The following is a 23,791-nucleotide window of genomic DNA, read 5'->3' on the forward strand; positions in this document are numbered from 1 at the left end:
TGCCCAACATGGAGATATTGCATGTCCACGCCTTCCAATCCGCCTATCCGCGTCCTGTTCTGCATCGGGATCAGCCAGAGCTTTTTCGATCTTCCGGTCGATCGGATTCCCGAAGTCTTTACCGCTTTCAAGACCGCGTTCGGCAACCTGGAGCAACGCTTCGGTATCACCGTGCTCGGCACGCTCGACGATGACCGGGTGCAGGTCGGCCAGTCTTCGGCCGGATGGCCGTTCACCTCCTATATCATGGCAGACGTCCCCGATCTCGACACGGTGGTGAAGGTTTGCGACCAGCTGCGCACCACGCCGGTGGGGGACGGCCTGCTGTGGCGCTACGCGCGCATCGATACCCGAATCGGCCGGCCGGTGTTCCCCGAGGAAGGCGCCAGTGCCTGACGCAGCGCATGCCCTCCGACTTGCTGGCCTGGAGGCCGAAGCGGCCGTCCGGCGCCTCGCGGCCCGCTACATGGCCTTGTGCGACGAGCCGCCGACGGCGGCGCCCGGACCGGGTTTCGAAGATTTGTTCACCGCTGATCTTGTCTGGGAGGGCGTGGGGCCGAAGGCGAGCGGAGAATTCGCGCGGGTCGAGGGGCGGGACAAGTTACTCGCCTGGTTCGATTCGCTTCGCGACCCGCCCAAATATGCTTTGAATGTTCATTTTCTGACCTCCGAAGCGATCGTGGTGGAAGACGATGAAGACGATGCGGCGACCGGAAACTGGGTGATGTTTCAGGTCGCGGCGCGCCGATCGGGTGAGGGCGAACTGCGCGCGGCCCGCATTACCATGCATTGCCGCCGGGATGCCGGCATATGGCGGATCGCCCATTTCCAGACTGAAAGCCTGCTGCGCTTCGATGCCGGGGCGGCGCAGACGGCGTCGCTGCTGGAAGGTCTGAAGGCATGACGACTTTCGTCGAACGGCTGGATATCGGCGGCGATGGGCTCCGCGTTGCGATCAAGGACGTCATCGACATTGCCGGCGTCCCCACCCGCTGCGGCTCGGCGGCACTCGCGGACGCACCGCGTGCCCCCGCCCATGCGGTCGTCGTCGATCGCCTGCTCGATGCCGGATGTCGCATCGTCGGCAAGGTGGTGCTGCACGAGCTGGCCTTCGGCGTGACCGGGATCAACAACGGGAGTGGAACGCCGATCAACCCCGCGTATCCAGACTATATTCCCGGTGGCTCCTCGAGTGGGTCGGCGGTTGCCGTGGCGGCCGGCGAGGCCGATATCGCGCTTGGAACCGATACCGGCGGGTCTATCCGCGTTCCCGCGACTTGTTGCGGTATCATCGGCATCAAGCCGAGCTTTGGCTTGTTGGACCGAACAGGGGCCTCGCCCGCCGAAACGTCACTGGATTGTATCGGCCCCTTTGCCCGTAAAATGGCCGACATAGAATTTGCGATGAAGGCCCTGGCTCCCGATTTCGTTTCCGAAGGCCCAGCCGATTGGCGTGTCGGCCGGCTTGCCGTGACGGCAGATCCCGCGATCGATGGCGCCATCGATGCCGCGCTTGCGCTTTCGGGGTTAGAGGTCGCGTTGGCAGGGGCGCCGGGCATGGCGGCGGCGTTCGATGCCGGACTGGCCATCATCAACCGCGAGACCTTCATGGCCTTTGGCCATTTGCTTCCGTCGGGCCTGATCGGCGAAGACGTTGCCGAGCGCCTGACGGCGGCCGCACGCACCACGGACGGGCAGGTGGAGGCGGCGGAGCTGGTCCGCACCCGTTTCCAGGCCGAGATCGATGCGTTGCTCGACCGGTTCGATGTGCTCGCACTACCAACACTTCCTACCTTCCCGCCGCGCCTAGAGGGCGCTGGAGCGGACCTGTCGGCGGTGTCGTTGACGGCACTTGTCCGTCCTTTCAACCTTTCGGGCCATCCGGCGCTGAGCCTGCCGGTCCGCGCGGCCGAGGGCCTGCCCGCGGGGCTTCAGCTCGTTGCCCGGCGGGGACGCGACGCCTTGTTATGTGCCGTTGGCACGCATCTGGAACGGGCGATTGCGTCGGCCCGCTCCGAAGGAGAGACAAATTATGCTTGATACCTCGCTGGAGCAGGCGTCGGTGCCCAACGCCAGGCCGCTGGAAGACATGTTCGACGGAGAGCGCTTTCATTCGGATCTCTATACCGATCCCGGGATTTTCGATCTGGAGATCGAACGCATCTACCACCGCACATGGATATGGGTCGCGCACGAAAGCGAAATTCCCAATGCGGGGGACTTCAAGACCACGCATGTCGGCCGCACGCCAGTAATCGTTACGCGCGGCAAGGACGGCGCGGTGCATGTTCTTCTCAATCGCTGCCGACATCGCGGCGCCACCGTTTGCGACCGCAACCAGGGCAACGCCCGCGCCTTCACCTGTCCCTACCATGCGTGGAGCTATGGCCTCGACGGCCGCTTGATCGGCGTGCCTTTCGAGGAGGGCTACAAAGGCATATTGGACAAGAAGAATTATCCGCTCGTCTCGCTGAAGGTCGGGCTGTACTGCGGGCTGGTCTTCGCGTCGATGAACGAAGACATCGAACCGCTCGAGGATTTCCTGGGCGATGCGAAACCCTGGATCGATCTGTTCTTGCGCCAGGGGGGCGGCTTTCCGGTCAAGGTCGCGGGCGCCCACAAATTCCGCTTCACCGGCAACTGGAAGATCCAGCTCGAAAACACGACCGACGGATATCACTTCCCCTTCGTGCATCGCACGTTCGTCGACTCGTTGCCGCAGGAAATGGCGAAGGGCTTCACCGCCTTCATGCGCGAGGAGGGGCCGTTCGTTCGCGCGCTCGGCAATGGACACAGCGTTGCGGTTTTCTTTCCCGACCAGGTCGATCTCTCGCAGGATGACGATAAACCGATACCGCCACAGTTCGAGGAACTCGCCGCCCAATTGTCGAGGGATTATCCGCCCGAGCGGGTCCGATGGATCATTCGCGCGATCAACGGTGTTGGCTTCAACCTTAACCTGTTTCCGAACATCGGCCTCTCGGCGGCCTTCCTGCGCGAACTGAAGCCGCTGGCGGTCGACCGGACCGAAATCCGCCACATGGCGCTGGTGATGGACGGCGGGCCGGAAGAGGCGAACCGCGCACGTCTGCGCATCCATGAAAAATTCCAGGGGGCCGGCGGCTTTGGCAGCCCCGACGACATGGCAGCGTGGGAACGTGTGCAGATCGGCGCCGGCGCGCGGCGCGACGATGTGTGGATCATGCTCAATCGCGGCCTCAATCGCGAGGCGCGGGACGGCGAAGGTCATTTGCAGGCGCATGTCACCGACGAGACGGGGATGCGCGAAGGATATGCGATGTGGAAGAGGATGATGGTCCAGTGACATTTTCTCCCTTTGACCCAAACCGGCTCGACGAGCTCGCCCTGGCGCGCGCCTTCATCGACCATGAGGCCGATCTGCTCGACCGGCTCGCCTATGAGGAATGGCTGCAATTATGGGACGCGAGCGGTCACTATATCCTGCCGATCGATCGGGACACGGACGATTATGCGGACCGACTCAATCATATCTATGACGATGCGTCGATGCGCGAACAGCGGGTCGTGCGGCTGCTGAGCGGCCATGCGCCCTCGGCCACGCCGATCATGCGCACGGTCCGCACCGTCGGTCGCGTCCGCTTGCTGGATTCCGATACGAAAACGCTGATCGTCGCCTCGTCGCTCTTGATCATCAGTTTCAAGCGCCAGGTGCAGACCCTGATCGCGGCCGATGTCAGGCACCGACTGAGGCGCGACGGCGATGGGCTGAAGATCGCCGAAAAACATGTTTTGTTGATCAATTCCGACGAGCCCCTTGCCGAGATGAGCTTTCTACCGTGAACGCGGCAGGACACGCCGATGTCGCGCTGGTTACCGGCGCGGCGCGCGGGCTCGGCGCTGCGATCGCGCGAGCCTTGCATCGCGATGGGATGCGTATTTTGGTGGCGGACGTCGCGATCGACGCCGCCGTGGATATCGCCGCTGAGCTCGATCCCTCGGGCGCGACTGCGCGGCCCCTCCTTCTCGATGTGCGGGACAAGCAGGGCTTTGTCGACGCTTTGGCTGCAGCGGCGGATTGGAAGGGCATCGACGTGCTCGTCAACAATGCGGCGCTCGCCTTTACAACCCCGGCGATGGAAATCGGCGGCGATGAATTCGATGCGGTGATGGCGGTTAATCTGCGCGGACCATTTTATGCCTCGCAGGTGATCGGCGCGCATCTGCGCGGCAAAGGATATGGGCGTATCGTCAACATCGCCTCGCAAGCGGGCCAGATGGGAGGCACGGTGACCGGCGGACACTATGCGGCATCGAAAGCCGGTTTGATCGGCCTGACCAAATATTTCGCGCGGGAATTTTCGGGAACCGGGGTGACGGTCAATGCCGTGTCGCCCGGTCCCATCGACCTGCCGACCGTGCGGGCGGGGGTCCCGGCGGAAAAACTCGCCGCATTGGAAGCGTCGATGCCCGTTCGCCGATTGGGCGAGGCGCAGGAAATCGCCGATGCGGTGGCGCTGCTTGCGTCGCGCCGCATGGGCTATGTCACCGGCGCGACCTGGGATCTGAATGGCGGCACCTTGATGCGGTGAAGCGAGGTTTGCGCACCCGGTCAAGGCACTGCGCCCTGTGCATTGAAATGACCGGCGGGGTTGCGATGATGGCTTAGCAGCGAGGCGGAATGATGCAGGGAATAGCGGACAAGACAATCATCGTGTCGGGCGCCGGGGCGAGCATTGGCGCCCAGATCGCGAAGGTTTTCGCGGCCCATGGCGCGGCTGTGGTGATCGCCGATATCGACCGCGATGCGGCGATGGCGATCGCTGCAGAGCTTGGCGAGCCTGCCCATGCGGTCGCGACCGACCTGTCGTCCGATGACGATATCCGGATGTGCGTCGATGCCGCCATCGACCGGTTCGGCCGGATCGATTTCGTCGTCAATGCCGCCGCCCTCTATCAGGATGAAGGCGCTGCGAGCGACAGGTCGTGCTGGACCCGAAGTTTCGACGTAAATGTCATCGGTCCGGCGATGCTCGTGCTCGCCGCCCGGCCGCACCTTGCCGCCACGAAGGGCGCGGTGGTCAACATCGGCAGCATCAGCGCCGGCGTGGCTCAGGCAGGGCGCTGGACCTATCCGGCAAGCAAGGCGGCGCTGGCGCAGGCCACCCGCAGCATGGCGCTCGATCTTTCGCACGACGGCATCCGGGTCAACAGCGTGTCGCCGGGGTGGACTTGGTCGGCGGGCATGGAAAAGCTCGGCCTGACGCGCGAGGCTGTCGATCGGGTCGCGGCGCCCTTTCATTTTCCGGGGCGGGCCGGCGACCGTAGCGAGGTGGCTGAGGCCGTCCTCTTCCTGTGCTCCGACCACGCCCGGTTCATCAGCGGCGCGGACCTGCCTGTCGATGGCGGCTACCGCGCGATGGGGCCTGAAGGGCGGGCGTCCGCCTTCGCTGCATTGATGGAAGCGATACCGGCACGATGACCATTGCCCCCTATATGGCCGTTGGTCTGATACCTGTGGTCCGCGGCGTTCATGCGCGGGAAGAAATTTCCACCAATCTCGATCCGCTCGAGGATTTGTTCGCCTTCGGTTGCCAGATGGCCGGGCTCGACATGCCGGTGCGGCTGGTCGCGATCCCGGAGGGCGCGCTGCAAGGGTTCAGCGACGAAGCCGAAGATCTCGATCACCGTGATTATGCCCGCGATGTCGCGATCGATATTCCCGGCCCGGAAACCGACCGCATCGCAAGCTGGGCGCGGCGGTTCGGTGTCTATGTGATCGCGCAAGCCAAGGCCCGGCATCCCGAAATCCCCGATCGCTATTTCAATATCGGATTCGTGATTGATCCCGATGGCGCCATCATCCTGCAGCATCACAAGCTGACGCCGCTCTATCCGATCGAACATTCGATGACGCCGCACGACATATTCGACTGGTGGATCGAACGCTATGGTCGCTCGCTGGATGCCTTCTGGCCGGTCGTCGACACGCCGATCGGGCGGATCGGCATCATGATGGCGAATGAGGCCTCCTACCCTGAAAATGCCCGTGCGCTGGCCCTCAACGGCTGCGAAATTGCGTATCGCAGCGCCTTCCCGCATGCCGGCACGACAAGCGGCATGGGTGAAATCCAGAACCGTGCGCGCGCGCTCGACAACAATATGTATGTGCTCGCGCCGAACTGCGCCGCTTATTATCCGGCGGTGACCGCCCCGATGCCGATCGATGCCTTCGGCGGACGCTCGATGATGGTCGATCATCGCGGATCCGTTATCGGTCAGGTGCCCCACGGAGGCGTCGCCACGACGGTGTCGGCTATCGTCGACATCGCGGCGCTGCGCCATCACCGCCTGTCCTCGCCCTGGACGAACTGGGTCAAGGATTTGCGAACAGAGCTTTACCAGATCGCTTATGAGCAGCCGATCTATCCGAAGAACCTCTACGCTGACCGCGCGCCGTTCAACCATCATGACTATGCGGAGCAGGTCACCCGGCGCCAGATCGATTTGATGCGCGCACGCGGCATATGGAAAGATATCTGATCGATCGATTGCGCCGCCCTTTCAGCGGCTGCACTCCTGAGATAGCCGCTTTAGTGGGTGCGGATCATGGATGACCTCCTTGCTGGAGAAGATCGTGACCGGAAATTTTGATTCTATCGCCGAACAATTGCGGGCTGCTTATCGCGGAGGTCCCATCGCTCCCTTGGTGGATACGCTCGATGCGGTCGATGCCGCCGGTGCCTATGCCATTCAGGACCTCAACACCCGGCATTGGGTTGGCCAGGGAAGGCGGATCGTCGGCCGGAAAGTCGGCCTGACCGCCAAAAGCGTTCAGCAGCAGCTTGGCGTCGACCAGCCCGATTACGGCATTCTGTTCGCCGATATGGACGTGCCCGACGGCGGCTTTCTCAGCCCCTCCCGGACCCTTCAATCCAAAGCGGAAGTCGAGGTGGCGCTGGTGCTGGAGCGCGACATAGACGATCCGCGTGCGGCGGCAAACGATGTCGCGCGGGCGGTGGCCTATGCGATCCCGGCGCTTGAAATCGTCGACAGCCGGATCGCGGATTGGAAGATACGCTTCGCCGACACGGTCGCGGACAATGGATCTTCGGCCTTTTTCGTCCTGGGGCGCGAGCCGCGTAGCTTGTCGGGGCTGGACCTTTGGTCGTGCGGCGGCGTGCTGGAGTTCAACGGCGAGATTCGCTCGACCGGCGTCGGAGCAGCCTGTCTCGGGGGGCCGCTCCATGCGGCGGCATGGCTCGCCCGTACGCTGGCAGGATTGGGCGACGGGCTGAAGGCCGGTGACGTGGTGCTGACCGGGGCAATCGCTCCGATGGTGTCGCTGACGCCGGGCGACGTCGTTCGAGGAACGATCGGCGGTCTTGGCAGCGTTGGATTCACCTTCGGGGACGAGGAGTCATGACGGTCAAGGTGGCGATTATCGGATCGGGCAATATCGGTACCGATCTCATGATAAAGATCATGCGCCTCTCCAAAACTCTGGAGATGGGCGCGTTCGTGGGCATCGACCCCGACAGCGACGGACTGAAGCGCGCCGAACGGATGGGCGTATCGATAACGGCAGCCGGAATTGAGGGTCTCGTCGCGATGCCGGAATTTGCGGATATCGAGATCATATTCGACGCGACATCGGCGGGCGCGCACGCGCGGCACAGCGAACTGATGCTGGCGCATGGCAAACGGGTCATCGACCTGACGCCCGCCGCGATCGGACCCTACACCATACCGCCCGTCAACGGCGAGGCGCACCTCGACGCCCCGAATGTAAACATGGTGACATGTGGCGGGCAGGCAACCATCCCGATCGTCGCTGCGATCAACCGCGTTTCAAAGGTTCACTACGGAGAGATCGTGGCGTCGATTGCCTCGAAATCGGCTGGTCCCGGCACGCGCGCCAATATCGACGAATTTACGGAGACGACCAGCCGCGCGATTGTCGAGGTCGGCGGCGCCGCGCATGGCAAGGCCATCATCATTCTCAATCCCGCCGAGCCACCGCTCATCATGCGCGATACGGTCTATTGCCTGTGCGACGACGCGGATCGCGAGGCGATCGCGCGGTCGGTCGATGCGATGGTTGCTGAAGTTCAATCCTATGTCCCGGGTTACCGGCTGAAGCAGGCGGTGCAGTTCGAAAGTATCGGCGGCAACGCCCCCCTGCGCATTCCGGAGTTGGACGGAAGTTTCACAGGCTTGAAGGTCACGGTCTTTCTCGAGGTCGAAGGCGCGGCGCACTATCTGCCGGCCTATGCGGGCAATCTCGATATCATGACGTCCGCCGCGCTTCGTACCGCGGAGCGTATCGCGCAACGAATGGAGCAGGGGGTCGCAGCATGACGTTCGATCCGGCAGCGACCAAGCTTTATATTCAGGATGTAACCCTTCGCGACGGCATGCACGCCATCCGGCACCAATATGGTCTCGACCATGTCCGGGCGATCGCCCGGGCGCTCGACGCGGCCAAGGTGGACGCGATCGAGGTCGCCCATGGCGATGGCCTTCGTGGGTCCAGCTTCAATTATGGCTTTGGCGCCCACACCGATTGGGACTGGATCGGCGCGGTCGCCGAAGTGCTTGAGCACAGCATACTGACGACGCTGCTGCTGCCCGGCATTGGTACGGTCCACGATCTGAAGCACGCCTATGAAATGGGCGTGCGGTCGGTACGCATTGCGACCCATTGCACCGAAGCCGATGTTGCAAAACAGCATATCGAAGCGGCGCGCGGCCTCGGCATGGACGTATCGGGCTTCCTGATGATGAGCCATATGGCCGAACCCGAACCGCTCGCCCAGCAGGCCCAATTGATGGAAAGCTATGGGGCGCATTGCGTCTATGTGACCGACAGCGGCGGCGCGATGAACATGGACCAATATGCTGCACGGTTGCAGGCCTATGATAAGGTTCTGAAGCCCGAAACGCAGCGCGGCGTCCATGCGCATCACAATCTCAGCCTCGGCGTCGCGAATTCGATTGTCGCGGTTCAGAACGGCGCGATCCGGGTCGATGCCAGTCTTGCCGGCATGGGGGCGGGGGCGGGAAATGCGCCGCTGGAGGTGTTCGTGGCTACGGCCGATGCGATGGGATGGGACCATGGCTGCGATCTTTTCGCGTTGATGGATGCGGCGGAGGACTTGGTTCGGCCGCTGCAGGATCGCCCGGTCCGGGTCGATCGCGAAACTCTGAGCCTCGGTTATGCGGGCGTTTATTCCTCATTTTTGCGACATGCGGAAAAAGCCGCGACCGACTACGGCCTCGATACGCGCACCATTTTGATCGAACTCGGCCGACGCAAGATGGTCGGCGGTCAGGAAGACATGATCGTCGACGTCGCGCTCGATCTCGCGAACCAAAAGGACGCGAATTGACCCGCGTTGCGCTCGTTACGGGGGCGTCGCGCGGCATCGGCCGGGCGATCGCGCTTCGCCTGGCGGCCGACGGATTTCATGTCGCGGTCAATTATGTGCAGGACGAAGCGGCTGCAGCCACGCTGGTGGAAGAAATCGGACGAGGCGGTGGAACCGCTACGTCTTTCCGCGCCGACATCGCCGATCTTGACGCCAACCGCCGCCTTTTCGACGCCGTCACGGCCCGTTTCGGCGGACTCGATGTGTTGGTGAACAATGCCGGCATCGCGGAACTCGGGTCCTTCGATGCGATCGGGGCGGACGCTTATGACCGGCTGTTCGGTATCACCCGCGGTACCTATTTCGCGATGCAGAACGGCATGCGCCGACTTCGCGATGACGGCAGGATCGTCAATCTCTCGACCGGGCTGACGCGAAACTGGGCGCCGTTGGCCGCCGCCTATGCGGGGTCGAAGGCGGCGATCGAGCAATTTACTCGTTCGCTGTCGAAGGAGGCAGGCACCCGTGGAATCACCGTAAACGCCGTCCTTCCAGGCGTCACGCGCACGGACATTCTGGATTGGGCGACGGCCGAACAACTGGAGGCCGCGCGGTTGCAGACGAGCTTCGGCCGATTGGGCGAGCCGCAAGATATCGCCGACGTCGTTGCCTTTTTGGCCAGCGAACCGGCGCGCTGGATTACGGGCCAGCTGATCGTCGCCAATGGCGGCAGCACGGCCTGAGCATGGAAGCCTGTCATGAAAACAAGCGCCGATAACAACACAGACCCCGCCATGTTCCGCCGGGTGTTGGGTCATTATCCGACGGGGGTGTGCCTCATCACCGCGATCGGCGAAGACGGCCGTCCCCTCGGTCTGGTCGTTGGTTCCTTTACATCGGCTTCGCTGGATCCGCCGCTCGTTGCCTTTTTTCCCGATCGGCGCTCGCTGAGTTGGCAGAAAATCGCCGCAGCCGGACGCTTTTGCGTCAACGTTCTGGCCGAGCATCAGGAGCATCTATGCCGGCGGTTCACCGCCCCGGTCGCGGACCGCTTCGAAGGCGCTGCCTACCGACTGTCACAAAGCGGCCTGCCTATTCTCGACGACGTCGTCGCGTGGATCGAATGCGATCTTCACTCGGTGCATGATGCGGGCGATCATTTTGTCGCCCTCGGCCAAGTCCGCTCGCTCGACGTCGAGCATCCGCGCCCGCCGCTCCTCTTTTTCAAGGGCGGCTACGGGCAGTTCGCGGCTTCTTCGTCGGTCATTTCGTAGGAGACCAATCGCGGGTCTGGCCTATCGACCACCCCGTGTCGCGCTCTGCTGCTGATCTTTGACTTGGGCGATCATCGCTTGCGCATCCTCGCCGCTCTCGATCCATGGGAAGAAATTGCGCGGCGTCATCACATTTCCTCCGAGGATGCCGTCGGCGATGCGCGGGTCGCCTGCCGCAGCCTGAAGCAAGGCGGCGAGGCCCGGCGTGTCGCTTTCCAGGAACATGTTGTTGAAGCGGTAGGCGTGGCGCCCGCGGCTTTCCCAATATCGTTCCCACATATCCGCCGCCCATGCCGCGTCGAACGGCATGATGTTGCGAGCGATGATTTCGTCGGCGAGATGGCGTGCGTGATGGCTGGCGTTGTTGCCGCCATGTCCGCCGATCGGATCGAAGGTGATGGCACTGTCGCCCACGGGTACGACCAGCGCACCCGAGGGCAGGCGGCCGTAGCCGGCGCGCACCGTCGGCGGAAAGGCACCGACCAGCCATCCGAGGTCGTCGCCCTCGACGTAGCGCATGGCGCCGACATTCTCCTCGTCCCACGGGGCATGTTCGCGCACCAGGGCGCGCAGCGTCTCGACGACCTCCGGTCCCGATGCCAGGTTTCCGAAACGGTCGAGGGGGCCGCCGGGGATCGCCTCGACGATGAACGACCAGGATGGCCCCGCCGTTTTGTGGGTAAAGGGAACCCAGAAAATCTCGCCCGAGGGGAGCTTGGAATATTTCACGCCGGTCATCCCCGAGCGGCTTTCCCAGCCCGTCACATGCGTCACGATACCCATCGCCAGCCGCCTTGCAGGCTGCTCATACAGGCTGCGGGCGGCGTCGCGCGGGACGACGCGGCCCAGCTCGCCCTTGCCGACGGCGAGCACGGTCAAATCGGACTGCGCGGCAATCCGCTCGGCGGCTGCGATGTCGACCGCCTCGATCACGATCCGTCCGCCCAGATCCTCCAGATCGTTCATCCATCGGTGAAATTTCATGCGCTGATCGACCGCGCCGCCCGGTCGCGGCGTTCGCGCGACGAGCGACATCAGATTGCCGTCGGGCAGGGGCATCTCCACATGCATGCCCTGGCCTTTGTGCATCGTGTTCGACCAGTGATCGATGCCGATATCGCGCTCGATCTGCAGGCTCTCGTCGAAGAGATAGGCCGTCCCGGTCGGGCGTGATTGATGCAGCCATTCGTCGGCCGTCTTGTCGGAGTAGAGTGTCACGTCGTAATCGCGTCGGATCAGGGCGTGAGCCAATATCAGGCCGGCCTGGCCCGAGCCGATAATCGAGATCCGTCGCATGGGACATCCTTTTTCCGTTGATTGGCAACCTATCTCACGCTCCCCCATGGAAACTCTAGACAACGGGCGTCAGAGTTGTGCGCTGAGTGCCAAATTGGGCGGCGCTTGTGATCAGCCGCGACGACCGAGCCACGCCTTCTCGATATGCCTGTTGCGCGCCGAGGCGGGCATCTCCCACCGGCTCAGCGCGAGGGCGTTATCTATCGCGGCTGCCGGAATCGCGGCGAAGCTCTCAACCGTATGACCAATGGCGTGCGGGGTCAGGATCGCGTTGGAAAGGGCGCGAAGCGGGCTGCCGTTTGGCAGCGGCTCCGTCTCGAAAACGTCGAGTGCCGCCATGGATAGCCGACCGTCGGCGAGGCGTCCGGCGAGGGCCGCCTCGTCGACGATTCCCCCGCGCGCGATATTGACCAGGACCGCGCCCTTTTTCATCCGGTCCAGCGCCGCAGCATCGATGATGCCTCGGCTGTCCTCGTTCAAACTGGCGAGCAGGATCAGGGCGTCGCTCCGCTCCAGCAGGGCGGCGAGAGAAACGAAATGCACCCGTTCGTCTGTACCGGTATCGCCCCGGCGATGGACAATCAGATCGGCGCCCCATCCCTGCAGCCTTGTAATCATCGCTTTTGCGATATTGCCATATCCCAGAAGGCCGACGGTCTTGCCCTTCAACATGCGGGGCGGCGTGCGCCGCCGGCCTTGCGCGCGCAGTTCGGCTTGCGCGCCGGGCAAGTCATAAAGCGCCGCGAGCAGGAGGAGGATGGCGGCCTCTGCCATGCTTTCCTGGTTTTCCGGCACGGCGCCGTTCACGACCAGGATGCCGCGCGAGCTGGCTGCGGCTTCGTCGATCCACTCATAGCCGATCGTCGGCGATACGATGCCGAGCAACATGGGCGCTCTCTGGAGTTGCGGTGGCCCGCACGGGAGGCCGTAACACACCAATATTTCAACGTCGGTCCAGCACGTCGGCGCGATGCAGTCCAGACTTTCGCCGTAGAATCGGCTGATGCTCCACCCCTCCGCCGACAGCGCTGTAGCGATTGGATCGAGCAATATTTCGCTTCCGGGCGATCCGGCGACAATGGCCTTCATGCTGGCGCCTCAATCCCTGAAATTCGGCGCAATACGCTCGGCAAGGCGCAGCATCGCCGTCCATTCGCGCTCTCCGATGACACCGGAGGCCACCGTCTCCTGCGTCGATCGGATCGCCTCGGCCGAAACCAGTCGCAAGGTCGATCCGGCGGAAAGGGCATGAATCTGTGCCCGGCAAGCCAACTCGAGGGTCAGCATCAGGCTCAGCGCTTCACCGGTCGACCGGCCGGCCGTCAGCAAGCCGTGATTGTTAAGGATCATCACATGCCGTGCGCCCAGATCTGCGATCAGGCGCTCCTGCTCGTTCAGATGAACGGAGATCCCCTCGAAATCATGATAGGCCAGATCTCCGATCAGCGCTGCCGCCTGCAGGCTCATTGGTAGCAGCCCCTGCGCCTGCGCCGAAACGGCGATGCCCGCGGGCGTATGCGTATGGAGCACGCAATGGACGTCGTGCCGCGCAGCATGGATTGCCCCATGGATCACGAAAGCAGCCGGGTTGATGCCGAAGCCGGTGGCGTCGGCGAGGATATTGCCCTCCACGTCGACCTTGACGAGGCATGACGCGGTAATTTCATCGTGCATCACGCCAAAAGGATTGACTAGAAATGCGTTATCCTCGTCCGGTACCCGCACCGAAATATGGGTATATATCCGGTCCTGAAGACCATAGTGGGCGACGACCCGGTAGCAGGCGGCCAATTCCATGCGGGCTTGTCGTTCCGCGGCCGAAATGACCGCGGTGCCGACCGCTTCGGAAGTATCTACCTGACGCATGACCGCCTCTCCCGTTGTCAGAATTTGAGCGTCAGTTCGACGCCTCCTTCGCGGCCCCGGTTGACCGCGATGAAGTTGATGAAGCCTCCGATACGTGTGGCGATGCTCTTGCGGATCGTGTTGGTGAGATTGCGGCCATAGAGTTTGACTGACCAGGTGACACCGCTGGTCTCGCGTTCATAGCCGAGCGACGTGTCAAGGAAGCCGCCCGCTTCGACATGGCCCGCCGGATCGTTGGTCACGAGCAATTCGGTCTCGTCGATCAACCGGTATCTTGCCCCGACGCTGACTTCGCCGCCGGCGGCGGCAAAGCTGTAGTCCGCGCTCGTCGTTACCGTGAACTGCGGTGCGCGGCGCAATTTGAGGGCGGAGTTATCGGTGACGCCTAGGCCGGAGATGTTGCCGACGAAATTGCGATATTTGGCGTCCAGATATCCGAAAGACGCCGTGGCCGTCAGGCCTGAGGTCGGGACCGCCGTGGCCTCGATCTCGATGCCCTGGATTCGGGCAGCGGAGGCGTTGGTGATCGTCGTGCCGAAATAGGGCGGCACGGTCGTCGCGCGGCTGACCTCTTCCTGCTTGTCGTTATAATCATTCCGGAAGGCCGCGACATTCAGGCGCAATGTCCGATCGAGCAACTCGGTCTTGAGCCCGATTTCATAGGAGTCGACCGTTTCGGGATTGTAGGGACCCACTGTGGAAATATCGGGCGCCCGGCCGCTGTAACCGCCAGCGTTATAGCCCCGGGTGAAGGACGCATAGGCCAGCGTGTCGGGCGAGAACTGATATTTCAGCGCGACACGCGGTGTGAATTTTGACCAGCTCGCGCTCGTCTGTATCGACTGGGGCACTAGCGCGCCCTGCGCCGGACCCACGACGGACCCGTCGGGGTTGAGCAGTTCGTAGAGAATATTCTTTCGGTCGTGCGTATAACGGCCGCCGAGCGTCAGGGTCAGATCATCGATGAATTCGACGTCGAGTTGCGCAAACGCGGCATAGGATTTGGCGACGTGATCGATATTCGTCATGCCGGTGATGGGCGCGCTGGGAAAGAACTGGCTGTAAACGCCAATGAGGCCCGGAACGCCGCGGATATAACCAAGGTCCTGGATGCGCGAGAGCCGCGAGTCATAATGGCCGCGATAATAGAAGCCGCCGGCAACGAAATTCACCCGGTCGCCGATGGTCCCCTCGAGCCGGAGTTCCTGGCTGAATTGCTGGAAATTATCCTCTGGACGCTGCGTCTGGAAGATCAGCAATTCGGTTGCATCGAAATCGGTGACGATATTCTCCTGTGATTTCCGCCACCCCGTTACGGATACCAGCTTGATGTCGTCCGACACGTCGAGGCGGGCATTCAGCGTGATAGCGTCGAGGTCGTTATGCGCGATGCCAGAACCGTTAATGCGGCTGCCCTTCGTATCGAGCGGCGGGCAAAAGCCGAAGACGCGGCACGGCGTTTCGCCCTGAACGACGACCGCCGGGGTTGTGGGCAGAGTCGTCGGTCCGGCCTGATAAATTGCCAGAACCGGCGTCGATTCACTCCGATCCTTGACATGATCGTAGGTCAGCAGCGCCTCGAAAGAGGTGCTTGGGGTGAAGAGCAGCGTTCCAGACGCACTCCAATAACGCCGGTCGCCATCGCGGCGGCCAGGAAAGACGACATTGCGAAACCCGTCCACATGTTCATAGAAAAAGGCCGCCTTGCCCGCTAGCACATCCTCGACGATCGGGAAATTCACCACCGCGCGTAATTCGCGGCGATCGAAGGTCCCGAGCGTCCCGGCGATCCGGGCGCCGAACTGGCCGGTGGGGCGGGTGCGGATGGCATTGATCGCTCCGCCCGTCGTATTCTTCCCGAACAAAGTTCCCTGGGGACCGCGCAGCACTTCGACCCGCTCGAGGTCAAAGGTCTGGAGCAGGCCGCCCTGGGCTGTGCCCGAGAAGATGCCGTCGATGACGACGCCAATGGGCGGTTCGATGGTTTTCTCATTCTCCGCATATTGAATGCCCCGGATAGCGAAGGAAATGATCGAGGAGCCGCCGGGGGTGGGTTCACCGATGATGACGTTGGGGATCGATCCGCTGAGATCGGAGATGTCGCTCGATGCATAGCGATCAAATGTGCTGGCCGTAACCGCGGAGACCGCGAGCGGGACTTTCTGCAAATTTTCCTCACGTTTTTGCGCCGTGACGACAATCTCTTCGAGACCGCCCTGCGTGCCGGTTTCCGCTTCCTGTGCCGTGGCTGCCTGACTCCAGGCCAGACACAGCGCGAGTGCGCCTAACGGGTGTGTCGAATGATATCGCATGTCCCTGTTTTCCCCATCGTTGTTATCCGCTCATGCTGGCAGAGTGACGAACAGCGGCTACGCGATTCCTGCAAATCTTTGGCTGTGCCTGCCAAATTATCGACATTTTCCGCGGTCTTTGCAGGGGGCGACGCGGGGCCGGGCCGTTTTCGGTGCCGGGAGCCCGACGCCGCCGGGTCCGCGTTTCGCGAAACGTGCCGGATGCTGCACGCGGGGCAAAGCTGCTGCGCGGAAGAGATAGCTGGACGACAACTTTAAGCGTCTCATCGGCCGCTATAAAAAAGGTTATGGAGTTTTACAGATGGCATTGCGACTGGCATATTGCGGATTGGGACTGTCTGACGTTGATGCCTGGTCCCGGTTCGGCATCGGCGCGCTGGGTATGATGGCCGATGACCGTGGCGATCTGCGCCGGTTGCGCATCGATGACCGCGCCTGGCGGTTCGCGCTTCATCCGGGGAGCGAGGATGATATCCGTTATGCCGGATTCGAATGCGAGGATCTTGCCGAACTCGCGAGCCGGCGCGACACGCTGGTGGCTGCCGGTATTATCTGTACCGACCTCGAAGAGGCGGAGCGGGCGGAGCGCCAGATCGAAGCGGGATTTCGCCTCTGCGATCCCGACGGCCTGCGCATCGAACTGGTGGTCGGCCACGAAGCGGCTGCCGCGCAGTTTCACTCGGATTTGACACAAGGCTTCTGCACGGGCGACCAAGGGCTTGGCCATATCGTGCTGACAATCGTCGATCTTGACCGCGGAATCCAATTCTATGAAAAGCTGGGATTCGCGCTCAGTGATTTCATCACCGTGCCGATGGGGCCCGCGTCGCTTCGCATCGCCTTCATGCATTGCAACGCCCGACATCACAGCCTTGCGATTGCGGCGCTCCCCGGCGGAAAGCGCCTGAATCACATCATGGTGGAAGTGGAGCAGGTCGACGAAGTGCTGCTCGGCCATCGGCGCTGTGTCGAACAGGGGTATACGACAGGCGGGATTGGCCGCCACCCCAACGATCAGATGCTGTCTTTCTATGTCCAGACGCCGGCAGGCTTCGATGTCGAATATGGCTGGGGAGGACGCGAAATTCACGGCGAATGGGACGTTGCCGAATATGATCATATCAGCATCTGGGGACACGAGCGGGCGGCCTGAGGTGGAGCGGAAAATGATCAGAGAAGAACGGGTCTCCATCGCATCGCACGACGGCGCGGCCTTGGGCGGCTTTCTGACGGTGCCCGAAGAGGGAAGGGGGCCGGGGATTCTCCTTCTCCAGGAAATATTCGGCGTAAACGAGGCGATGCGCGCCGCGGCCAGGCTGTTTGCCGAAGAGGGGTATTGCGTACTCGTGCCCGATCTCTTCTGGCGCATGCAACCCGGTGTCGAGCTTGGCTACGACGCAGAGGACAGCGCTCGCGCCTATGCCTTCTATCAGGATCTCGATCGGGATATGGCGATGCGTGATATCGGTGCCGCGCTCGCCGATCTACGCGCTCGGCCGGAATGCGACGGACAGGCGGCGATTGTTGGGTTTTGCCTCGGCGGAACGCTTGCGCTGCGCGCGGGCACGGAACTGGCACCCGACGCGGTCGTGGCATTCTATCCCGTGGCCGTACTGGATTATCCGGTTGGCGCGATCAGGCCCCGATGCCCGACGCAGATTCATCTCGGGGGCGCAGATCCCATGTGCCCGCCAGAGGTCGCGGAGCAGATCACCGAGCGTTTTAATGGCGACCCGCTCGTCAAGATCTATTCCTACGCCGGGGCCGGGCATGCTTTCTTCAACCCCTTCCGCGAAGAGCATGACCGCTTGGCGAGCGAGCATGCACTGACCCATGCGCTGGAGCTGCTTCGTCCCTTGATGGGGCCGCACTATGATCTGGTCGCGATGTGGGAACGTCATGCCTATTTCGAATTCGGGCTGCGCGACGCCGATCAGACGATCGAAACGATGGTCGATGTGCCCTATGTCAACCATGTCCCGGCGATGACGGGAGGCACGGGTCGCGAGGAATTACGGCATTTCTACAAAAATTATTTCGTCGATGTACATCCCGAGGATTATTCCGCCACCTCTATCTCGCGTACAGTGGGAGTGAACCGGATCGTCGACGAAATGCTGATTTCCTTCACGCACGACCGTTTGATGGATTATGTCCTGCCCGGCATCCAGCCGACCGGACGAAAACTCACCATCGCGGTTTGCGGCGTCGTGACTTTCCGGGGACCCAAGCTGCGGCACGAACATCTTTATTATGACAGCGCGTCGCTCCTGGTACAGGCAGGCATCCTCGACCCGGCGCGATATCCGGTCACCGGAGCGGAGCAGGCGAGAAAGGTCATTGACCCTCATGGCCTCCCGTCCAACGGACTGATGACAAGCTGGATACCGGCGGGTTGAGACCTTCGTTTCATACGGGCTGCCGGCGCGAGCGCTGTGACGCGTGCGGGGCCGATAGCTAGGCCTCGCCGCGGCGGATTTTCGGGCGACACGACATTCTCGGGATGCTTGCGGTCACCGTACATCGCTTGCAGCGGCATTGTAGTCGATCGTACTCGGGCGTGTTCCAACCATCACGATCGGAATGGCGATCCCCGAAGGTCACGGAGATCTTGAGGATCCCGGGGCCGCAATAAACAGGGAGCCATCCAGTCGCGGGATTACTTGCGACATGGAAGGGGTACGCAATGGAAAGTCGCTCTAGAAGCACGCGCTATAAACTTCGTCTAACAGCGGCCATAACTGCGCTTGCCTGGACGGCGGGAGGCGGATTTTCGGCGCATGCCCAGAGCGCGCCCGATGAAGCCGAAAAGCCGGGACCGATGACAGAGATCATCGTGACGGCACAAAAGCGCGAGGAATCGGCGCAACGAGTCCCGATTACGATCCAGGCGCTAAGCGGCAACCAGCTCAAGCAGATGGGCCTTAACAACACGAACGATCTGACGCTCGCCGTTCCGGGTTTCCAGGTCAGCTCGTCGGCATCCAACCAGCTCTACTATTTGCGCGGTGTCGGATCGCAGCAGGTCGGCACCGGCGCGTCTCCCGCAGTCGCGACCTTCGTCGACGGCGTCTATATGCCTTTTGCCACCGCTGCGCTGCAGGGATTCAACAACGTTGCGAGCATTGAGGTCGACAAAGGTCCGCAAGGCACGCTTTTCGGCAGAAATTCGACTGGCGGCGTTGTCCAGATCAACACCAAGGACCCCGAACAGGAATTTGGCGGCGACATCAGCGTCGGTTATGGAAGCTATAACCACCCAGTCGGTTCGGTCTATCTGAACGGCGGGATCGCCGATGGCGTGGCGGCCAGCATCGCGCTCCTGGCGGATGACCAGATGGACGGCTTTGGCAAGAGCCAGGCGACCGGGAGGGATGCGTTCAAGCGAAGCATCTATTCGATCCGCACGAAATGGCTGTTCAACCTGTCCGATACGACCCAATTCCGTTTCGGCGCGAATTATGATCGGGTCAAAGGCGATGCGGGCGGGGCGATCCGCCCGGCAAAGGGCGTGGGCCTGTGGAACCAGGTCACCAACACCCAGCAGGTGATTCCCGGATTCTACGATACAAACCAGAATACCAACGCGTTCCACACCAACCGATCGTTTACGGTCAGCGGTAAGCTGACCAGCGATTTCGATTGGGCTCAATTCATGAGTATCACGGCCTATCAGGGATACCGCAACAGCACGAATGTCGACTTTGACGGGGCGCCGGAAACCTTCCTGCCGGTGGTGGTGGAGAGTAAAGAGCGCGTGTTCACGCAGGAACTGCAATTGTCATCACCCAGCGATTCCGCGCTGGTCTGGACCGTTGGCGCCTTTTTCCTGAAACAAGACGGACGCACCTTTCCGTTTCAGTTCGGCTCGCCCTTTGCAACGGTCGCGCTTCCGTTCGGCATCCCGCTTGGCGATACCTATGAACTCTATTCAAAGACATCGACGACCTCGATCGCCGGATATGCGCAGGCCACAGCAACGATCTTCGACGATACCCATCTGACGGGCGGTTTTCGGTATACGCGTGACGAGAAGACCATCGAGGGATATGGCCAGATATCGGGGCCGGTGGCACCCGCGCCGTTCATTCTTCCTCCCACGGTCGGCCACCAGAAGGCGACGTTCAGCAAACCGACTTTCCGTATCGCGCTGGACCATGATTTTACGAAGCACGTAAAAGTCTATGCGTCTTTCAATCGCGGCTTCCAGTCGGGCGGCTTCAACAGCAACAATGCCTCGGGCTACTCGCCTGCGGCCAACCCGCCGCTGGACCCGGAAAATATCGACGCTTATGAAGTCGGTCTAAAAAGCGAGTTGTTCGACCGTCGTTTGCGCCTGAACGTTGCGGGCTTCTGGTACGACTACTCCAATCTCCAACAGCAGATCTATGTGAACGGTACGCTGCGTACGCTCAATGCCGGCGCCGCACGGATAAAGGGCCTCGACTTCGAACTGGTCTATCAGCCGACGTCCGACCTGGTCATCGGGTTGGTCGGCGAAGTGCTGGATGCCAAATTCACCGACTATGTGAATGCGCCCGGCTATACCTATCCCCAGGGCTTTGGCGTCGGGCCATTGGTGCCAACTCCGGTTCCGAATGCAAAAGGCAATTATCTCCTCTTCGCACCGAAATATACGGGCACGCTTTATGCCAATCATACGCTGGACACCGATATCGGCACATTCACAACCAGCGCGAACATGGCGTATAATGACGGCTATTATGCGGACCCCGGCAATCTGTACAAGGAACCGCCCTTTCTTGTCGTCAATATGAGCGAGGAATGGTCGCCCGACGACAGGTTCAGTGTCCAGCTTTGGGTCCGAAATCTGTTCGACCGCAAATATGATCAGAGCGTCGCCGCGGTCGGCACGGTAGGTTTCGTCGGAAACACGCCGGGCGCGCCGCGAGAGATCGGTTTTACGGCGCGCTATAAATTCTGACGCCGCGTGCGCCGAGCGCATCGACGGGGCGATCTTAGGATCGCCCCGTCTTTCTTGTCGACGTGGATGAACTCGCCAGCGGGCGGCCGGGATCAGCCGATTGTGCTGACGGTCTTCAATGCCTCCACAAAACGCGGAACGTCGCGCAGCGACAGACCGGCGAGGTTCACGCGTCCCGATCCCGCCATGAAAATGGCATGGTCGCGTCGCAGCGCTTCGATCTGCGCCGGTGTGAGCGACAGTTGCGAGAACATGCCTTTCTGCTCACCGAGTTTGACGAGGGCGGGTTCGCGCGCGATCGCGGAGCGGACGGCGCTCAGGCGATTCCGCATCGTGGCAAGTTCGACATGCCATTGGTCGATCAGATCCTCATTCCCGAGGATTTCGTGAACGACCGCGGCGCCGTGATCAGGCGGCATCGACCAGATCATCCGGCCGAGCAGGAACATCGTCGATGCGACAGCCTGGTTCTTGGCTGGTGATCCGGTGCGGACGAACAGGGCGCCGACCCGTTCGCGATAAAGGCCGAAATTCTTGCTACAGGAATAGGCGAGCAGCAGTTGGGGCACCGAGGCCAGCGCACGTAGCACTTCGAGGTCCGCGTCCAGACCGTCGCCCAGGCCGTGGTAGGCGAGGTCGATGAACGGAATGAGGCCGCGGCGGATGATGACTTCGGCAAGTTTTTGCCATTGCTCGGCGCTGGGGTCCGCTCCGCTCGGGTTGTGACAACATCCATGGAGCAGGACGATATCGCCTGGGAGCGCCGTTTCGAGCTTTTCGAGCAGATCGTCGAGCAGCAGTTGCTGGCTGACGGGATCGAAATGCCGGTAGCTGAGCGTCTGGAGACCTGCTGCTTGGCTGAGCGGGACGTGGACGGGCCAGCTTGGTTCGCCGATCCATATCCGCGCATGGGGCGAGGATGCGTTGATCAGTTCGGCGGCCAGCCGGATCGCGCCGGTTCCGCCCGGTGTTTGCATCGCAACCAGGTCATCGCCGCCCCCGCGTTGGAAGAGGAGGCTTTTCAGGCTGGCGAGATAGGCTCCGTTGCCCTCGACGCCGATGTAGGCTTTTGTCGACTGGGCTTCGACGAGCCGGGCTTCGGCCGCCTTGACTGCTCCGAGGATCGGCGTCTTTCCCTGCTCGTCACGATAGACGCCGACGCCCAGATCGATCTTGGTTGGGCGCGGGTCCGCCTGGAACGCCGCGATGATCGACAGCAAGGGGTCGGCCGGTTGAACGGAGAGCCCGTCAAAGAAATTCTCGGTCCCGACGATGTCGGGAACTTCGGTCATTGTCATAATGTGCCTCTCCGCAATCTGTTGGCTGGACACGATCGTGGGATCGGGTCCAGGTCGCCAGATCGGCGATCAGCAGCGAGGGCGCTGATGGGAGAGTGCAAAGGCGGACAACGGGATGCAATATTCGCCCGTGACGTGCCGCAGGCTGCGGGCGAACTTGCCGAGGCCAGGGCGAACCGGGATCAGTTTTGACGCAATGTGTCCGACGGCCGCTCCCCGAACCGCGCCTTATAATCGCACGAGAAATGGTTGAGATGGTGATAGCCGACGCGAAGCGCGATGTTGGTGACACTGGTTTCGCCAGCGAGCGATGCCTGCATGAGTTCGGCGCGTGCGCGCTCCAGACGCGCCGCCTTTAAATAGCCCATCGGGGTCGTCTGGCGCCAACGGCGAAAGCCATAGTAGAGCGACCGGCTGCTCGCCCCCGCCGCCGCGACAATATCGTCGATCGAAATCTCTTCGCCCAGATGGCCGTGAATGAAGCTTTCTGCGTTGCGGATATAGAAAGGCGCAATCTCGTCGTGCGTATGATCGAGGTCGCCGGAGTAATTGTTGGGAACGGACATCAACATCGAGGCGAGCAGGGCATTTTCAAGGTGCGAAACGACCCGCGCATGAGGGGGTGTCGTCGCTGCATCGAGATCCATCCACAGGAGCTGCACCGACCGGATGAATTGATCGCTGGGCGACCCCTGATGCGGTCGCAAATCGAACTCCAGCGGTTCGCGCAACGGTCGCGCCAACTCCTTGGCCAGAAATGCCTCGAGGCGATCTTGCGGCACGGTCAGGATAATCTGTGAATAGGGGCCGATGAAGCGCTTTCGAATATTCTCCACTGGATTGGTTGCGAACAGGTGGCCGGGCAGGGCAACCTGCTTCCTACCTTCCACGCGATATTCGGATACGCCTTCGAGTGGGATCTTGAAGGTATAGAAGCCCAACTGCTCCACCTGAATGACTTCGAAGCTGGAGCCGCAGTCGATCTGGACCATGTCGATCATGACTTGCCCCAGCCGCAGGCGTTTGTGGGAAAGCTGGAATCGTTCCACCTTTCCGGGAGAAAGCAGTTCGTTCCCAAAGGACGCGCGCCTGACATATTGATGGCCTTCAAAAGCACTCAACGTGTGAAAGTCATGCGGCTGATTCCGCGCGAGGATGATCGCTCCGTACTGCATGGTCATGACGTCCTGTGATTGAGTGCAATGCCTATTATCATGTTGTCGCCGTTTCCACCGGCGTCTGTGATGAGATGCTGGGGAACGGGTCGAATTTTAGGTGGTCCTTCCCGCGTCGGTCAAGGTCGCCATACCGACCGCATTCGGCGAAAGATGCTGATAAAGTCAGAGAAAGCCGCGGGTTTCCTCGTTCATGGTCCAACCGGATATTCGCCAAGCTGCATCGAAAATTGCGCTGGACCTTCAACCCTTGCGAAGCTGGGGAAGTGCGTACG

22 protein-coding genes are annotated in these 23,791 nt (G+C 61.8%); 16 read left to right on the forward strand and 6 right to left on the reverse strand.

Annotation, left to right across the window (positions count from 1 at the left end):
- Nucleotides 1-21 precede the first annotated feature (21 nt).
- From V6M50_RS04965 to V6M50_RS05025, 13 genes are all read left to right on the forward strand, one after another.
- The gene (locus V6M50_RS04965) at nucleotides 22-396 is read left to right on the forward strand and encodes a hypothetical protein (RefSeq protein ID WP_332817443.1); all 375 of its coding nucleotides are present in this window, start codon (nucleotides 22-24) and stop codon (nucleotides 394-396) included.
- Complete coding sequence (locus V6M50_RS04970) at nucleotides 389-904, forward strand: nuclear transport factor 2 family protein (RefSeq protein WP_332817444.1); 516 nt, start codon at nucleotides 389-391, stop codon at nucleotides 902-904. Before V6M50_RS04965 ends, V6M50_RS04970 begins: the two co-directional genes overlap by 8 nt.
- Entirely contained in the window at nucleotides 901-2,040 is a 1,140-nt protein-coding gene (locus V6M50_RS04975; RefSeq protein WP_332817445.1) for an amidase, read from the forward strand. Before V6M50_RS04970 ends, V6M50_RS04975 begins: the two co-directional genes overlap by 4 nt.
- Nucleotides 2,033-3,325: an aromatic ring-hydroxylating oxygenase subunit alpha gene (locus V6M50_RS04980; protein ID WP_332817446.1), complete on the forward strand. Its 1,293-nt coding sequence runs from the start codon at nucleotides 2,033-2,035 to the stop codon at nucleotides 3,323-3,325. Before V6M50_RS04975 ends, V6M50_RS04980 begins: the two co-directional genes overlap by 8 nt.
- Nucleotides 3,322-3,822, forward strand: a complete 501-nt coding sequence (locus tag V6M50_RS04985; RefSeq protein ID WP_332817447.1) for an aromatic-ring-hydroxylating dioxygenase subunit beta — start codon at nucleotides 3,322-3,324, stop codon at nucleotides 3,820-3,822. Before V6M50_RS04980 ends, V6M50_RS04985 begins: the two co-directional genes overlap by 4 nt.
- Entirely contained in the window at nucleotides 3,819-4,571 is a 753-nt protein-coding gene (locus V6M50_RS04990) for an SDR family oxidoreductase (protein WP_332817448.1), read from the forward strand. The genes V6M50_RS04985 and V6M50_RS04990 overlap by 4 nt, the downstream gene beginning before the upstream one ends.
- A gap of 92 nt (nucleotides 4,572-4,663) precedes the next feature.
- Nucleotides 4,664-5,461 carry an SDR family oxidoreductase gene (locus V6M50_RS04995; protein WP_332817471.1) on the forward strand — a complete coding sequence of 266 codons (798 nt, stop codon included), beginning with the start codon at nucleotides 4,664-4,666 and terminating at the stop codon, nucleotides 5,459-5,461.
- Between the two features lie 14 nt (nucleotides 5,462-5,475).
- Nucleotides 5,476-6,522 carry a nitrilase-related carbon-nitrogen hydrolase gene (locus tag V6M50_RS05000; protein ID WP_332817449.1) on the forward strand — a complete coding sequence of 349 codons (1,047 nt, stop codon included), beginning with the start codon at nucleotides 5,476-5,478 and terminating at the stop codon, nucleotides 6,520-6,522.
- Between the two features lie 79 nt (nucleotides 6,523-6,601).
- Nucleotides 6,602-7,405 carry a 2-keto-4-pentenoate hydratase gene (locus V6M50_RS05005; RefSeq protein WP_332817450.1) on the forward strand — a complete coding sequence of 268 codons (804 nt, stop codon included), beginning with the start codon at nucleotides 6,602-6,604 and terminating at the stop codon, nucleotides 7,403-7,405.
- Nucleotides 7,402-8,340 (forward strand): acetaldehyde dehydrogenase (acetylating), encoded by a 939-nt coding sequence (locus V6M50_RS05010; protein WP_332817451.1) that lies wholly within the window; start codon nucleotides 7,402-7,404, stop codon nucleotides 8,338-8,340. Before V6M50_RS05005 ends, V6M50_RS05010 begins: the two co-directional genes overlap by 4 nt.
- Nucleotides 8,337-9,371 (forward strand): 4-hydroxy-2-oxovalerate aldolase, encoded by a 1,035-nt coding sequence (dmpG, locus tag V6M50_RS05015; RefSeq protein ID WP_332817452.1) that lies wholly within the window; start codon nucleotides 8,337-8,339, stop codon nucleotides 9,369-9,371. Before V6M50_RS05010 ends, dmpG begins: the two co-directional genes overlap by 4 nt.
- Complete coding sequence (locus V6M50_RS05020; RefSeq protein ID WP_332817453.1) at nucleotides 9,368-10,093, forward strand: SDR family oxidoreductase; 726 nt, start codon at nucleotides 9,368-9,370, stop codon at nucleotides 10,091-10,093. Before dmpG ends, V6M50_RS05020 begins: the two co-directional genes overlap by 4 nt.
- 15 nt (nucleotides 10,094-10,108) lie before the next feature.
- Entirely contained in the window at nucleotides 10,109-10,624 is a 516-nt protein-coding gene (locus tag V6M50_RS05025) for a flavin reductase family protein (protein WP_332817454.1), read from the forward strand.
- 21 nt (nucleotides 10,625-10,645) lie between these two features.
- Here the strand turns inward: V6M50_RS05025 and V6M50_RS05030 are convergent, their stop codons facing one another.
- The 4 genes from V6M50_RS05030 to V6M50_RS05045 form a co-directional block, all read right to left on the reverse strand.
- A complete protein-coding gene (locus V6M50_RS05030; RefSeq protein ID WP_332817455.1) occupies nucleotides 10,646-11,920 on the reverse strand; it encodes a styrene monooxygenase/indole monooxygenase family protein in 1,275 nt (424 codons plus the stop codon).
- Between the two features lie 111 nt (nucleotides 11,921-12,031).
- Entirely contained in the window at nucleotides 12,032-13,009 is a 978-nt protein-coding gene (locus tag V6M50_RS05035) for an NAD(P)-dependent oxidoreductase (protein WP_332817456.1), read from the reverse strand.
- A 9-nt stretch (nucleotides 13,010-13,018) separates the two neighbouring features.
- Complete coding sequence (locus tag V6M50_RS05040; protein ID WP_332817457.1) at nucleotides 13,019-13,786, reverse strand: class II aldolase/adducin family protein; 768 nt, start codon at nucleotides 13,784-13,786, stop codon at nucleotides 13,019-13,021.
- Between the two features lie 17 nt (nucleotides 13,787-13,803).
- Complete coding sequence (locus V6M50_RS05045; RefSeq protein ID WP_332817458.1) at nucleotides 13,804-16,098, reverse strand: TonB-dependent receptor; 2,295 nt, start codon at nucleotides 16,096-16,098, stop codon at nucleotides 13,804-13,806.
- 301 nt (nucleotides 16,099-16,399) lie between these two features.
- On the opposite strand from V6M50_RS05045, the gene V6M50_RS05050 reads away from it, so the two are divergent.
- The 3 genes from V6M50_RS05050 to V6M50_RS05060 all read left to right on the forward strand — a co-directional run bounded on the left by V6M50_RS05050 (nucleotide 16,400) and on the right by V6M50_RS05060 (nucleotide 21,043).
- Nucleotides 16,400-17,251 (forward strand): VOC family protein, encoded by an 852-nt coding sequence (locus V6M50_RS05050; protein ID WP_332817459.1) that lies wholly within the window; start codon nucleotides 16,400-16,402, stop codon nucleotides 17,249-17,251.
- Between the two features lie 13 nt (nucleotides 17,252-17,264).
- Nucleotides 17,265-18,497 carry a dienelactone hydrolase family protein gene (locus tag V6M50_RS05055; protein ID WP_332817460.1) on the forward strand — a complete coding sequence of 411 codons (1,233 nt, stop codon included), beginning with the start codon at nucleotides 17,265-17,267 and terminating at the stop codon, nucleotides 18,495-18,497.
- A gap of 422 nt (nucleotides 18,498-18,919) precedes the next feature.
- A complete protein-coding gene (locus V6M50_RS05060) occupies nucleotides 18,920-21,043 on the forward strand; it encodes a TonB-dependent receptor (RefSeq protein ID WP_332817461.1) in 2,124 nt (707 codons plus the stop codon).
- 92 nt (nucleotides 21,044-21,135) lie between these two features.
- Here the strand turns inward: V6M50_RS05060 and V6M50_RS05065 are convergent, their stop codons facing one another.
- Nucleotides 21,136-22,341 (reverse strand): aromatic amino acid transaminase, encoded by a 1,206-nt coding sequence (locus V6M50_RS05065; RefSeq protein ID WP_332817462.1) that lies wholly within the window; start codon nucleotides 22,339-22,341, stop codon nucleotides 21,136-21,138.
- A gap of 182 nt (nucleotides 22,342-22,523) precedes the next feature.
- Complete coding sequence (locus V6M50_RS05070; protein WP_332817463.1) at nucleotides 22,524-23,522, reverse strand: AraC family transcriptional regulator; 999 nt, start codon at nucleotides 23,520-23,522, stop codon at nucleotides 22,524-22,526.
- Between the last annotated feature and the right edge of the window lie 269 nt (nucleotides 23,523-23,791).

Source organism: Sphingopyxis sp., from assembly GCF_036675685.1.
Lineage (GTDB): Bacteria > Pseudomonadota > Alphaproteobacteria > Sphingomonadales > Sphingomonadaceae > Sphingopyxis.

What these genes read in the sequence shown, in the direction of transcription:
- V6M50_RS04965 (WP_332817443.1), top strand. Translation starts at nt 22, where the DNA reads ATGTCCACGCCTTCCAATCCGCCTATCCGCGTCCTGTTCTGCATCGGG.
- V6M50_RS04975 (WP_332817445.1), top strand. Translation starts at nt 901, where the DNA reads ATGACGACTTTCGTCGAACGGCTGGATATCGGCGGCGATGGGCTCCGC.
- V6M50_RS04980 (WP_332817446.1), top strand. Translation starts at nt 2,033, where the DNA reads ATGCTTGATACCTCGCTGGAGCAGGCGTCGGTGCCCAACGCCAGGCCG.
- V6M50_RS04995 (WP_332817471.1), top strand. Translation starts at nt 4,664, where the DNA reads ATGCAGGGAATAGCGGACAAGACAATCATCGTGTCGGGCGCCGGGGCG.
- V6M50_RS05000 (WP_332817449.1), top strand. Translation starts at nt 5,476, where the DNA reads ATGGCCGTTGGTCTGATACCTGTGGTCCGCGGCGTTCATGCGCGGGAA.
- V6M50_RS05010 (WP_332817451.1), top strand. Translation starts at nt 7,402, where the DNA reads ATGACGGTCAAGGTGGCGATTATCGGATCGGGCAATATCGGTACCGAT.
- dmpG (WP_332817452.1), top strand. Translation starts at nt 8,337, where the DNA reads ATGACGTTCGATCCGGCAGCGACCAAGCTTTATATTCAGGATGTAACC.
- V6M50_RS05025 (WP_332817454.1), top strand. Translation starts at nt 10,109, where the DNA reads ATGAAAACAAGCGCCGATAACAACACAGACCCCGCCATGTTCCGCCGG.
- V6M50_RS05030 (WP_332817455.1), bottom strand. Translation starts at nt 11,920, where the DNA reads ATGCGACGGATCTCGATTATCGGCTCGGGCCAGGCCGGCCTGATATTG.
- V6M50_RS05035 (WP_332817456.1), bottom strand. Translation starts at nt 13,009, where the DNA reads ATGAAGGCCATTGTCGCCGGATCGCCCGGAAGCGAAATATTGCTCGAT.
- V6M50_RS05040 (WP_332817457.1), bottom strand. Translation starts at nt 13,786, where the DNA reads ATGCGTCAGGTAGATACTTCCGAAGCGGTCGGCACCGCGGTCATTTCG.
- V6M50_RS05045 (WP_332817458.1), bottom strand. Translation starts at nt 16,098, where the DNA reads ATGCGATATCATTCGACACACCCGTTAGGCGCACTCGCGCTGTGTCTG.
- V6M50_RS05050 (WP_332817459.1), top strand. Translation starts at nt 16,400, where the DNA reads ATGGCATTGCGACTGGCATATTGCGGATTGGGACTGTCTGACGTTGAT.
- V6M50_RS05055 (WP_332817460.1), top strand. Translation starts at nt 17,265, where the DNA reads ATGATCAGAGAAGAACGGGTCTCCATCGCATCGCACGACGGCGCGGCC.
- V6M50_RS05060 (WP_332817461.1), top strand. Translation starts at nt 18,920, where the DNA reads ATGACAGAGATCATCGTGACGGCACAAAAGCGCGAGGAATCGGCGCAA.
- V6M50_RS05065 (WP_332817462.1), bottom strand. Translation starts at nt 22,341, where the DNA reads ATGACAATGACCGAAGTTCCCGACATCGTCGGGACCGAGAATTTCTTT.
- V6M50_RS05070 (WP_332817463.1), bottom strand. Translation starts at nt 23,522, where the DNA reads ATGACCATGCAGTACGGAGCGATCATCCTCGCGCGGAATCAGCCGCAT.